Annotated in this window: 12 protein-coding genes; 7 read left to right on the top strand and 5 right to left on the bottom strand. The window is 66.7% G+C overall.

Annotated features, from left to right (window positions below; all coding sequences use genetic code 11):
- The first annotated feature begins 45 nt into the window (after positions 1-45).
- The 6 genes from OVA31_RS16865 to OVA31_RS16840 all read left to right on the top strand — a co-directional run bounded on the left by OVA31_RS16865 (position 46) and on the right by OVA31_RS16840 (position 6,130).
- Entirely contained in the window at positions 46-630 is a 585-nt protein-coding gene (locus OVA31_RS16865; RefSeq protein WP_267627755.1) for a helix-turn-helix domain-containing protein, read from the top strand.
- A gap of 125 nt (positions 631-755) precedes the next feature.
- Complete coding sequence (locus tag OVA31_RS16860; RefSeq protein WP_267627753.1) at positions 756-1,547, top strand: enoyl-CoA hydratase-related protein; 792 nt, start codon at positions 756-758, stop codon at positions 1,545-1,547.
- 37 nt (positions 1,548-1,584) lie between these two features.
- The gene (locus tag OVA31_RS16855) at positions 1,585-2,334 is read left to right on the top strand and encodes an SDR family NAD(P)-dependent oxidoreductase (protein WP_267627752.1); all 750 of its coding nucleotides are present in this window, start codon (positions 1,585-1,587) and stop codon (positions 2,332-2,334) included.
- 33 nt (positions 2,335-2,367) lie between these two features.
- Entirely contained in the window at positions 2,368-4,050 is a 1,683-nt protein-coding gene (locus tag OVA31_RS16850) for a class I adenylate-forming enzyme family protein (protein ID WP_267627751.1), read from the top strand.
- 219 nt (positions 4,051-4,269) lie between these two features.
- Positions 4,270-5,415 (top strand): acyl-CoA dehydrogenase family protein, encoded by a 1,146-nt coding sequence (locus tag OVA31_RS16845; RefSeq protein WP_267627749.1) that lies wholly within the window; start codon positions 4,270-4,272, stop codon positions 5,413-5,415.
- 4 nt (positions 5,416-5,419) lie between these two features.
- On the top strand, positions 5,420-6,130 hold the full coding sequence (locus OVA31_RS16840; RefSeq protein WP_420714058.1) for a TetR/AcrR family transcriptional regulator: 711 nt from the start codon (positions 5,420-5,422) through the stop codon (positions 6,128-6,130).
- A gap of 16 nt (positions 6,131-6,146) precedes the next feature.
- Here the strand turns inward: OVA31_RS16840 and OVA31_RS16835 are convergent, their stop codons facing one another.
- On the bottom strand, positions 6,147-7,217 hold the full coding sequence (locus tag OVA31_RS16835; RefSeq protein ID WP_267627746.1) for a MerR family transcriptional regulator: 1,071 nt from the start codon (positions 7,215-7,217) through the stop codon (positions 6,147-6,149).
- Positions 7,218-7,275: 58 nt separating this feature from the next.
- On the bottom strand, positions 7,276-7,854 hold the full coding sequence (locus OVA31_RS16830; protein ID WP_267627745.1) for a TetR/AcrR family transcriptional regulator: 579 nt from the start codon (positions 7,852-7,854) through the stop codon (positions 7,276-7,278).
- Positions 7,855-7,936: 82 nt separating this feature from the next.
- Here OVA31_RS16830 and OVA31_RS16825 point away from each other — a divergent pair, with 82 nt between their 5' ends.
- The gene (locus OVA31_RS16825; protein ID WP_267627744.1) at positions 7,937-8,785 is read left to right on the top strand and encodes an alpha/beta fold hydrolase; all 849 of its coding nucleotides are present in this window, start codon (positions 7,937-7,939) and stop codon (positions 8,783-8,785) included.
- On the opposite strand, the gene OVA31_RS16820 is transcribed toward OVA31_RS16825, so the two are convergent.
- Genes OVA31_RS16820 through OVA31_RS16810 form a run of 3 tightly spaced genes read right to left on the bottom strand, consistent with a single transcriptional unit; the run spans position 8,786 to position 11,785 of the window.
- A complete protein-coding gene (locus tag OVA31_RS16820) occupies positions 8,786-9,859 on the bottom strand; it encodes a phosphotransferase family protein (RefSeq protein ID WP_267627742.1) in 1,074 nt (357 codons plus the stop codon).
- Between the two features lie 37 nt (positions 9,860-9,896).
- The gene (locus OVA31_RS16815; protein WP_267627741.1) at positions 9,897-11,150 is read right to left on the bottom strand and encodes an acyl-CoA dehydrogenase family protein; all 1,254 of its coding nucleotides are present in this window, start codon (positions 11,148-11,150) and stop codon (positions 9,897-9,899) included.
- 50 nt (positions 11,151-11,200) lie between these two features.
- On the bottom strand, positions 11,201-11,785 hold the full coding sequence (locus tag OVA31_RS16810) for a phosphatase PAP2 family protein (protein ID WP_267627739.1): 585 nt from the start codon (positions 11,783-11,785) through the stop codon (positions 11,201-11,203).
- Positions 11,786-11,862: the final 77 nt, after the last annotated feature.

The raw sequence follows: 11,862 nt of genomic DNA, 5'->3' as shown, positions 1-11,862 counted from the left end.
CCGCACGCTGCGCATACACCGCTGCACTCCATTACCGTGAGACGCGTGCACGAGGCGGCGCCCGATGTCGGGGATCAGAACGAGGACGCGTCTGCGCTCGCCGTCACGCTCGGCGCCGCCATCCGATCCGCCCGCAAGAACGCCGGGCTGACCCTCCAGGCGCTCGCCCAGCGCACCGGGTTGTCCCAGTCCTTTCTGTCGCAGTCCGAGAACGGACACACCGTTCCCAGCATCCTCAATCTGCACACCATCGCCCGGTCGCTCGGAACGACCGCTCACGAGCTGCTGAGCCCTCCCGATGACGACGTGTCCCTGGTGCGCGCCGCCGACGGACCGCTGCTCGAGGCGTCCCCCGGGGCCACCATGCGCCGGTGCGCACGTCGCAGCGCGGTGATGGCGGCCAACGAGATCACCGCCGGCCCAGGCACTTCGGCGTCGTCGGCGACCGAGCATGCCGGCGAGGAGTTCGTCTACGTTCTCGACGGCCTGCTGGAGATCGAAGTCGGCGCAGTCACCTATCGACTCGCCCCCGGCGACGTTCTGTATTACGCCGCGACCGTCCGCCACCGCTGGCACAACCGCGCCGACCGACCCGCGCGATTCCTCATCACCAGCTCACCACCGTTCTGAGTCGGCCCCCTCACGGCGCCGGGCCTCGGCCCGGTGTGACCCTTGACACGCCTTTATTGGTGAATGTACGTTCATTCACTATGAAAGCGCGGTCACATACCGCGACGACAGAAGGAGTGGGAGACATGGATTACGACGACATCGAGTACACCGTCGAGGGCCCGACCGCGATCATCATGATGAATCGCCCGCAGCGGTACAACGCCTTTCGGGCGAAGACCGTCGAGGAGATGATCAGCGCCTTCCGTCGCGCGTGGGCCGACAAGGGCGTCCAGACCGTGATCCTCACCGGCGCCGGCGAGAAGGCCTTCTGTACCGGGGGCGACGTCAAGCAGCGCGCCGAGACCGGCGACTACGGGCCATCGGAGAGCGGGATGTTCGAGATCGGCAACCTGCACAAGATAATTCGCGATATCCCCAAGCCGGTCATCGCCGCGGTCAACGGTCTGGCCATCGGTGGTGGGCACGTCCTCCACGTGCTCTGCGACCTCACCATCGCCGCGGACACCGCCCGATTCGGACAGTCGGGGCCCAAGGTTGGTTCCTTCGACGCGGGCTTCGGCTCCGCCTTCCTCGCGCGCATCGTCGGCGAGAAGCGGGCACGCGAGATCTGGTACCTGTGCCGCCAATACGACGCCGAGACCGCCGAGCGCTGGGGCCTGGTCAACTGGGTCGTGCCGGCCGCCGACCTGCTCGACGAGGCCAAGAAGGTCGCCGCCGAGATCGCCGAGAAGTCACCGACCACCATCAGATTCCTCAAGCAGAGCTTCAACGCCGACACCGATCACCAGGCAGGCCTGTCCAACATGGCGATGAGCGCACTCGACCTGTTCACCCACTCCCCCGAAGGTCTCGAGGGGGCCCAGGCGTTCGCCGACAAGCGTCAACCCGAGTTCAACAAGTACGTCGGCGCCTGACCGCCGAAGCCACCTCGACCACCAGGAGTCATCCATCATGAGCACCACCAGCATCGCCGTCGTCACCGGCGCCGGATCCGGGATCGGCCGGGCCGTCGCCCTCGGGTTCGCCGAACGGGGCACCACCGTGGTGGCCGCGGACCTGAATCTCGACGCGGCGAAACAGACCGCCGAGCACAACGCGAAGATCATCCCGATGGGCGTCGACGTCGCGGACCGCGCCACGGTCGACGCGTTACGCGACGCAGTCGACGCGGAGGTCGGTGTCCCCGACATCCTGGTCAACGCCGCAGGCTGGGACCGCACCGGCCAATTCCTCAACGCGACAACAGAGTTCGCCGAGAAGGTGGTCGCGATCAACTACCTCGGTCCGGTGCACACGGCCAGCGCCTTCCTGCCCGGGATGGTCGAGGCATCGAAACGTCACGACTGGCAGGGTGGGCGGGTCATCAACCTCGCCTCCGATGCCGGCCGGGTCGGGAGCTCCGGCGAGAGCATCTATGCCGGCGCCAAGGGCGGGGTGATCGCATTGTCCAAGTCCTTGGCCCGCGAAATGGCCCGTCACCAGATCACGGTGAACGCGGTGTGCCCCGGTCCCACCGACACCCCGCTCTTCCAGGCCCAGGACGACAAGCTGAAAGCGGCCCTGATCAAGGCGATCCCGTTCCGGCGCCTCGCCCGCCCCGACGAAGTCGCCGCGCCCGTTCTGTTCTTCGCCTCTCCCGCAGCGTCGTTCATCACCGGACAGGTGATCAGTGTCAGCGGCGGACTCACCATGGCCGGTTGACCGGCCACTCAACGGATCACCGGAGACCTCGCCATGAGCACAAGCGACTCAAAATACGTCTACGACGCCCATCAGTACCGGAGCTTCTTCGAGAACGAATTCACCTACCTGAACGGCTTCCGCCGCAACGTCAACCGCTATGCCGATGCCACCGCGATGATCGACCCGGTCAACGATACCGAATGGACCTACGCACAGCTGGGCGACGCGGTCGACCGCATTGCGACCGCTCTCACCGGCCTCGGCGTGGAGCCCGGCGATGTGATCGCGTACCAGTTGCTCAACGGTCCGGAATTCGCGCAGCTGTATCTGGCGACGCAGGCGACCGGAGTGGTGGGTTCGCCGGTGAACTTCCGACTGGCCGCCGGCGAGACAGCGGTGATCCTCGACATCAGCCGACCCCGGATCTATGTCTACGAAACAGATCTCACCCCGATGGTGGCCGAGGCGATCGCACGCGCCGACCACACACCCGACGTCCTGATCGGGGTCGGCGACGGCGCACTCATCGACGCCCCGACGTCGTTGCGATTCGCCGCGCTCACCGACATCGAGCCGAATCCGCCGACGATCCCCCGCACGGTCTTCGACGAGACCACCCGCCTGTACACCTCGGGTACCACGGGCATGCCCAAGGCGGTACCGATGAACAGCGCGATCGAGATCTTCTCCGCGCATGACGTCATCATGGCTTTCCCGCTGTCGCCCGAGGACCGCACCCTGAACATGACGCCCTGGTTCCATCGGGGCGGCCTCTACTGCGCGGGACCGAACCCGACCTTCTATCTCGGGTCGTCGCTGGTGCCGATGCGGGCGTTCGATCCGGACCAGACCCTCGACTGGGTGGAGAAGTACCGGCTGACCTTCCTGATCGGTGCGCCGACCAATCTGGCCATGCTCGCCACCGCCCAGCAGGCGAAACCACGAGATCTGTCCAGCCTCAACGGCATCGTCACCATGGGCGCACCGCTGGAACGTGAGGCGACGCTGCGCTACCAGGAGATCCTCACCCCGCGGATCTTCAACGGCTACGGGAGCACCGAGGGATTCTGGAACACCTTCCTGCGACCCACCGACCTGCCGGACCGTGCCGGGACCGCCGGTCGTGCCTGCATCGACGACGACGTCCGCGTGGTCACGGTGCACGACGACGGACGTCTCGCCGGGCCCGACGAGGTGGTCGCCCGCGACGGGGCCGAAGTCGGCGAGGTGATCATCCGATCACCGAAATGCGCGGCCGCCTATTACGATTCACCGAGTCAGGAGAAGGCAAAGTACCACGGCAGCTGGCTGCACATCGGTGATCTGGCCACCTGGGACGCCGACGAGTTCGTGACGATCGTGGGCCGCAAGGACGACATGCTCATCTCCGGTGGTGAGAACGTCCATCCGGTCCAGGTGGAGGAGGCACTCAACGGCCATCCCGACGTCGCCGACTCGCTCGTCGTCGGGGTCCCGGACGACCGCTGGGGGCAGCTGGTGGTCGCGTACGTCCTGCCGGCCGACGGCGCGTCGCCCAGCGTGGCAGCGCTCGACGCGTACTGCCGAGCGCACCCGATGCTGTCGCAGTTCAAACGCCCGCGGGCGTATCGGTTCATCGACTCGCTGCCGGTCTCGGCGACCGGGAAGAAGCTGCACTACAAGGCAACCGAGAACGCGGCGATCGAGATGGCCGCCGGGGCGTTCGCGGTTCCCGAGACCGCACCATCGCGGTGAAGCGTGGGTGTGGTCTCGATACGGCGCCTCGCTTCGCTCGGTGCCTACTCGACCAGCAGGACCGGCGCCTCGCCCAACCCGCCGGTTGAGTAGCGACGCGCGAGCGGAGCGAGTCCGACGCATATCGAAACCGAGTCCGCCACGTATCGAAACCCCGTGTGACCACCGGATCTCATCGCAGACACGACCACGCCAACCACCACCTCGACGAGGAACACCATGAGCGCACTGACACACCACATCGAGCACAAGCACTTTCGCGAGACCGTTGCCAAGTTCGTCGCCGATCAGATCAGCCCGGCCCACGAGTCCTGGGAGCAGACCGGCCAGTGGGACCGCAGCCTCTTCACCGAGGCGGGCAAGAACGGACTGCTCGGGTTCACGGTGCCGGAGGAGTTCGGCGGCCCGGGAGTCGACGACTTCCGGTACAACGCGATCGTCATCGAGGAGACCGCCCGGACCGGCGCGGCAGCCGAGGCGATCGCGTTCTCGCTCCAGAACGACGTGGTCCTGCCCTATCTCGTGGCGATGACCGACGATGATCAGAAGTCGCGGTGGCTGCCTGGCGTGGTCTCCGGCGAGACCGTGCTCGCTATCGCGATGACCGAGCCGGGCGCAGGCAGCGATCTCACCGGCATCCGGACATCGGCGGTGCTCGACGGCGACCACTACGTGGTCAACGGATCCAAGACGTTCATCTCCAACGGGCGCAACGGCGATCTGTTCGTCGTCGCCGCCCGGACGAGTCCGGAGAAGCACAAGGGACTGACCCTGTTCGTCGTCGACGCCTGCACACCGGGTTTCGAACGCGGACGCAACCTCGACAAGATCGGCCTGCACGCCCAGGACACCAGCGAGCTCTCGTTCACCGACATGCGCGTGCCGGTCGCGAACCGTCTCGGCGAGGAGGGACGTGGCTTCTATCAGCTGGTCCACAACCTTCCGCAGGAACGACTCTCGCTGTCGATCGGAGCGGTCGCCGCTGCCGAGGGAACGTTCGCCCGCACGCTCGACTACGTGAAGGAGCGCACGGCGTTCGGCTCGCCGGTTGCATCATTCCAGAACACCCAGTTCGTGCTGGCCGAGCTGGCTACCGAACTCGACATCGCCCGTACCTTCCTCGACGACTGCATCGCCGAGCACGTCGAGGGCACGCTGTCCGCGGCCCGCGCGGCGAAACTGAAGTGGTGGACCACCGAGTTGCAGGTGCGGACCGCCGATCGCTGCCTCCAGCTGCACGGCGGCTACGGGTACATGCGCGAGTACCCGGTGTCACGCGCCTTTGTCGACGCGCGCATCCAGGCGATCTACGGGGGCACCACCGAGATCATGAAAACGATCGTCGCCAAGGATCTGGGCATCTGAGAGGATGGCAGCCGTGACGGGTTCAGGAGCGACGACGTCGGTGGACGTGGCCGAGGCGGTGCGTGCCGTTCGCGCGTCGTCGCGACGTCGACAGCTTCTCGACGCCGCCGTCACGGTGATGGGTCGCACCGGCTTCCACCAGATGTCGATGCAGGCGCTCGCCGACGAGGCGCAGGTCAGCGTCGGCCTCTTCTACAAGTATTTCGGCAGCAAAGAAGACATCCTCCTGGCGTCCATCGTCGACATTCTCGAGACCTTTCGCGACCAGCTGCAGCCGGCGATGGATGAGGCAGGCGACGACCCGGTGATCCGGCTGGTCGCCGGCTTCCGGCAGTACACGACCATCGTCGACGAGAACCGCGACGCCGTCGTCCTGACGTATCGAGAGAGCCGCACCCTCGATGCCGCCGGCCGTGAGCGCATCAAAGAGCTCGAGGTGGAGACGTCGGCGCCGATGCGCGATGCGATCGCCGCAGGCGTGGACGCCGGCCTGATGAACGAGGTCGACGCCGATCTGGTGGTGTTCGACCTGATGATGCTCGCCCACGGCTGGGCCCTGAAGCACTGGCATTTCGCACCGGCCCCGGGAACGAGGCGAACCGGCCGATCATCAACCGCGTTCGCCCTGGACAGCTACATCGCCGCGCAACTGCGATTCACGTTGCCCGCGTTGGTCGTCGCGGATCGACTCGACGACTACCTCGCGCGGATCTGACGACGAGCACCGCCGATCAGCTCACCCGGACCGGCATCGCGACGGTGGTCAGATCGCCACTGTCGGCGGACCGCACGATCATCGGGTACTCCGGCCCGGAGAACTCGAGCATCACCTCGGGACCGATCGCACCCCCGAGGGCGGGATGCAGGGTCACCACATCGAAGTCGAGACCGATGGCCGGACCACTGACCGACGCCGCGACCGCCACGGCCGGCTCGTCCGCTCCTCCCGAGACCACGAAATCGTCTCCGGACGAGCCGATCTCGAGTCGCAGGTACCTCGAGCGGAACTGCTCGACGACATCGAGCAACCGGCCAGCCGAGACCACGGCGCGAGTCACACTCGGCGGCAGTGACCTCAGCATCTCCTCATGATCGGGGAACCCGACGTCCAACGTCCGGCACCGTCGGACTCCGGCCTCCGAGGTGATCTCGACAGTCCCGTCACCATCGGTGAGCGACACCTGATGCTGTCGCCGGACCCACGACAACGTCGACCGCAGTTCGTCGGCGTCGATGGTGGCCGACCAGGTGTCGCCGGTTCCACCGTTCGTCGCGAGCGTCCGCGTCGTCAACCGGAGTCGATCGGTCGCCACCAGCGTGATCGCACCGGCCCCCACCACCACGTGCACCCCGTTCAGCAGCGGGAACTCAGCATCGACGATTGTCGCCGTCAGTACCTGTTCGAGCGCCGCGGCGAGGCGGATACCGCTGAGGTCCACATGCACCGTCGCGGCCCGCGCCGGTGCCGACAACGACTCTTTGGCCACTTCGGCGATCTCCGTCGCACTGCGCACTCTGGCCGCGAGTTCCGCCAGGTGATCGTCGATCAGATCGGCGGCCGATCGCGGGTCGCCACTGTCGATCACATCGCGTAAGCGCGACAACGGCATCCCCATCTCGCGCAGGCGCCGGACCAACACGGCACCGTCCAGCTGTTCCTGCGTGTAGTAGCGGTAACCGGTGGCGTCGTCGACGAATGCGGGCTCGAGCAACCCGGAGTCGGCGTAGAAGCGCAGCGCGCTCGCGGTCAGGCCGCAGGCCCGCGCGAAGACACTGATGGTGAGGAGGTCGTCGTTGGTCATGACGACAATGCTGGGGTTTCCACCAACGTGAAGGTCAAGGCGCGGCCGGCCTGCTCGCTCACGACCGCACACCGACCGGCAGCGACGAGGCATACGCAGCCATCGCGCGACCGGCACCACGCAGCGGTTCGGTCGACCGGAGTGTCCGAGCCATCACAAAGGCCCCTTCGAGCGCGGCCACGAGCGCCGTCACCAACCCGCGGGCGTCGTCAGTGGCGTACCCCCGGCCCACGACGAGTTCCGTACCGCCGTCGATCCACGAGACGAAGATCTCGGCCGCCACCTCACGCAGGGCGGGCTCGGCGTCGGCGACCTCGCCGGCGATCGTTCCGACCGGGCACATGTTGACCCAGCCCGTGCTCTCGATGTCGTCCGCGGCGGCGTCGAAGGCACGCTCGATGGCGGCAGGCAGATCGTCGCCGTCGGCGAGCAGCCCGCCGACCAGCTCGGCGTAGGCAGCGCCCATGGTCCGCAGCGCCACCCCGGCGATCTCGCTCTTGCCGCCCGGGAAGTGGTGGTACAGCGAGCCGTTCGGCACACCCGCCGCCTCGATGACCTGCTTGATCCCGGTCCCGGCGTAGCCCTGCCGACGTAGGAGCTCCGCCATCGCCACGGTGATGCGCTGATCTGTCTGCACGGTTCACATCCTAGATCATTTGCTCTAGAGTGATTTCTCTAGAGAGACTACTCCAGACGGACGCCACGAGAAGGAGTTCATCATGATGCAGGTTCGGTTACCCGCCGGCACGATCGAATACACCGATGATGGGGACGGTCCGCCCGTGGTGCTGCTGCACGGCCTGCTCATGGACGAGACCGTCTGGGACACCACGCTGCCGCTGCTCCCGAAGGGATTCCGGTACATCCGCCCGGTCCTACCGCTCGGCGGGCACCGGGTCGCGATGAACCCGGATGCCGACCTCGCACTGCCCGGGATGGTCGACCTGGTCGCCGACTTCCTCGATGCACTCGACCTCCACGACGTGACGCTCGTTCATGCCGACTGGGGAGGCGGGCTCTTCCTCACCGCGATCGGCCGTGACGACCGGGTCAACGCGATGGTGGTGCTGCCGTGTGAGGCATTCGACAACTTCCCACCCGGCCTCCCCGGCCGGATGGCCACGCTTGCGACAAAACTCCCCGGTGGGATCACCCTCGCCGCTCGGCAGCTGCGGATCGGGTGGCTGCGCCGCACGCCGTTGCTGTTCGGCTGGATGGTGCGGCGCCCGATCCCCGACGACGTCGTCCGCCGGTGGACCGATCCGTGCCTGACGAACGCGGGTGTCCGTCGCGACCTGGAGAAGTACGCCGCGACCACGTTCGCCGATGCGGAACTGATCCGCGACACCGAAGCGCTCGCCGAATTCGGCGGCGACGCACTGGTGTTGTGGTCGCCGGAGAATCGGGTGATGCCGCCCGAACACGGGCGAAGGCTCGCGGATCTGATCCCCAACGCCCGGTACGCCGAGATCCACGATGCGTACGTGTTGTCGATGCTGGACCAGCCGGCGGCGGTCGCCCGGGAGATCGGCACGTTCCTGGCGAGGGTCCCGGCCACCGGCCGGTGATCAACGCGCCATCAGCCGCGCGATCTCCTCGTCGATGAGGTGAACGGCTGCGCCGAGCATCGCGAACGCCTCGTTGGTGGTCTGTCCGTGGTAATAGCGGTAGTAGATCTGCTGGGCGATCACTGCGGATCGGAAGAACCCGAACACCTCATACCATCGCCACCGATCGGGCGTCATCGCGAAACCCATTCGCTCGCAATAATATTCGACGAACTCGGCTCGGGTGATCATGCCCGGCAGATTGGTCGGCACCCGGCGCATCATCTGCCGCTGTTCGTCATCGTCGGCTTGCACCCAGTACGCGAGCGAACCGGCGACATCCATCAGCGGATCACCCAATGTGGCCATCTCCCAGTCGAGGATGCCGACCACGCGGGTGACATCCTCGGTCGCCAGGACGACGTTGTCGAGCTTGTAGTCGTTGTGGATGACACAGTTCGCGACGTCGTCGGGCTGGTTCTCGTCAAGCCACGCCATCACCGATTCATAGTCGGGCGCATCGTCGGTGCGGGCGTTGCGGAACCGGGTCGACCATCCGTCGACCTGGCGCCGGACGTAGCCGAGGCCCTTGCCGAGATCGGCGAGGCCGGCCGCCTCGACGTCGACCGAATGGAGTTCGACGAGGACGTCGATGAAGGTGAAGCAGAGTTGGCGGGCCTGTTCGTCCGACAGAGCGACGTCTGAGGGCCATTCCTTGCCGGGGATGACGCCGTCGATCTTGCCCATCACATAGAAGTCGGCGCCCAGCACCGACTCGTCGTCGCAGAAGGCAACCATCGGTGCCACGTAGGGCAGAACGCCTGCGAGCTTCGACTGGATGCGGTACTCGCGGCCCATGTCGTGCGCGCCCCGCGCTTTGGTGCCCTTGGGCGCCCGGCGCAGAATGACCTCCCGGTCCGGATAGGTCAGCTGGAACGTGAGATTCGAAGCGCCGCCGGAGAACTGACGGACCTCCGGCGTGCCGTCGAGACCTGTTGCGTCGTCGGCATTCGCGCGCAACCACTGCGCCACCCGCTCGACGTCGAACGCATCCTCGTCCCGTACCGCCTTGGCCCCCGCCACCTGGCTGCTCATGTTGTCTCCCTCCGACTCCGACACGATCCATCGCCACTCATCCGCGATACTTCCCCAGCTCGATCCGCGCGACGACACCGCGGTGCACCTCGTCCGGTCCGTCCGCCAGCCGCAGCGCTCGGGCGCCGACCCAGGATGCCGCGAGCGGGAAATCGTCGGTGAGGCCCGCGCCGCCGTGCAGCTGGATCGCCAGATCGATCACGTCGAGGGCCATGTTGGGCACCTCCACCTTGATCTCGCTCACCGCCGAGACCGCTTCTCGCGAAAGCCCCTGATCCAGCAGCCAGGCCGCGTGCAAGACCAGGAGCCGTGATCGGTTGATGGCGATCCGGGCGTCGGCGATACGTTCGCTGTTGCCGCCCAGCTTGGCCAGTGGCCGGCCGAATGCGGTGCGCTCCAACGAGCGACGGACACCGAGTTCGAGAGCGCGTTCGGCGAGGCCGATGGCACGCATGCAGTGATGGACGCGGCCGGGACCCAGTCGGCCCTGGGCGATCTCGAACGCCCTTCCCGGTCCCAGCAGGATGTTCGACGCAGGCACCCGCACGTCGTCGAACGACACCTCGCCGTGTCCGAGCGGTTCGTCGAAGTAGCCCATCGTGGTGAGCATGCGGTCGACCGTGACGCCGGGGGCGTCGATCGGCACGAGCACCATCGTGTGCCGCGCATGCCGATCGGCGGTCGCGTCGGTGACCCCCATGAAGATCAAGATCCTGCAGTCGGGATTGCCGACGCCGGTGGAGAACCACTTGGTGCCGTTGATGATCACGTCGTCGCCGTCAGGGATCGCAGTGGCGGCCATGTTCGTCGCATCCGACGACGCGACGTCGGGTTCGGTCATGCAGAAGGCGCTGCGGATCTCACCCTTCAGCAGGGGCTCCAGCCACCGTTCGCGTTGCGGCTCGGTGCCGTAACGCAGCAACACCTCCATGTTGCCGGTATCGGGGGCATTGCAGTTGAACACCAGCGGGGCGAGCATCGAGGCCCCCATCGCCTCGGCGATCGGTGCGTAGTCGACGTTGGACAGTCCTTCGCCCCCGTCTGTGCCGAAGTCGGCGGCGTACCGGCCGGCATGTTCCTTGGGCAGGAACAGGTTCCACAGGCCGGCAGCGCGGGCCTTGCTCTTGAGTTCGGTGAGGATCGGGGGCGGCGTCCACCGGTCCTCGCCGGACTCGCGCCGTCGCGCGATGTCGCGGTGCACCTGCGCCTCGACGGGAATGATCTCGTCGGCCATGAACGTGCGCACACGATCGGTCAGGTCGGCCGACCGTGCGGAGAGGGCGAAATCCATACTCGCGACGGTAGTCGGTCGGAAACGGTGAATGCGGAGGAATCCCTGTCTCAGGGTTCCGCGCGGCGGTCCGTGCGTTGTCGCTGCGGCGTCGCCGCCCAATGCGCACACAGCCAGGCGCACGCCGCGACCCAGACCGCACCGATCAGCCACCCCGCCAGCACGTCGGTGGTCCAGTGCACACCGAGGTACACACGCGTGCCCCCGATCGCGATCGCCCAGATGGGCGCGATCAGCAGTACCACCGGATGGTCACGTACCCAGGCACTGAGGCGATATGCCGCGACGGCCAGCAGTCCGAACACGATCGTGCTCATCATCGCGTGGCCAGACGGGAACGAGTAGGTGTCGATGTCGAGCAGGCGGTCGGCGATCGGTGGGCGGGGTCGGGCGAACAGATGCTTCAGACCCACCATCAGCAGGTAGCCGGCAAACGAACCCGCCCCCACCAGGATCGCCTCAGGAAACGCATGATTGCCGACGAGGCCGAGGACGACGACCACCACGACCGTCGTGAGCACCAGGGTGTTGCCCGTCGCCGTGACGACGAGCGCGATGTCGGTGAGGAGGTCGGTGCGTACGTCGACCACCGCGTCGGTGATCGTGCGATCCACCCCGTTCGGGCTCAAGAACACCGGTCGAGACCTGTCGCGTCCACCGTTCGCAGCGGCCTCAAGTCACATCCAAGCGATCCACAAGTCACGGAATCCAC

Origin of the sequence: Gordonia sp. SL306, assembly GCF_026625785.1 — a bacterium.
Classification (GTDB): domain Bacteria; phylum Actinomycetota; class Actinomycetes; order Mycobacteriales; family Mycobacteriaceae; genus Gordonia.
The sequence above is the reverse complement of the archived record's forward strand: the minus strand, read 5'-3'. Positions and strand labels throughout refer to the sequence as shown.

Bases quoted from the DNA above. Each gene is read 5' to 3' on its own strand.
- OVA31_RS16860 (WP_267627753.1), top strand. From the start codon at position 756: ATGGATTACGACGACATCGAGTACACCGTCGAGGGCCCGACCGCGATC.
- OVA31_RS16840 (WP_420714058.1), top strand. From the start codon at position 5,420: ATGGCAGCCGTGACGGGTTCAGGAGCGACGACGTCGGTGGACGTGGCC.
- OVA31_RS16825 (WP_267627744.1), top strand. From the start codon at position 7,937: ATGATGCAGGTTCGGTTACCCGCCGGCACGATCGAATACACCGATGAT.
- OVA31_RS16820 (WP_267627742.1), bottom strand. From the start codon at position 9,859: ATGAGCAGCCAGGTGGCGGGGGCCAAGGCGGTACGGGACGAGGATGCG.
- OVA31_RS16850 (WP_267627751.1), top strand. From the start codon at position 2,368: ATGAGCACAAGCGACTCAAAATACGTCTACGACGCCCATCAGTACCGG.
- OVA31_RS16815 (WP_267627741.1), bottom strand. From the start codon at position 11,150: ATGGATTTCGCCCTCTCCGCACGGTCGGCCGACCTGACCGATCGTGTG.
- OVA31_RS16845 (WP_267627749.1), top strand. From the start codon at position 4,270: ATGAGCGCACTGACACACCACATCGAGCACAAGCACTTTCGCGAGACC.
- OVA31_RS16835 (WP_267627746.1), bottom strand. From the start codon at position 7,217: ATGACCAACGACGACCTCCTCACCATCAGTGTCTTCGCGCGGGCCTGC.
- OVA31_RS16855 (WP_267627752.1), top strand. From the start codon at position 1,585: ATGAGCACCACCAGCATCGCCGTCGTCACCGGCGCCGGATCCGGGATC.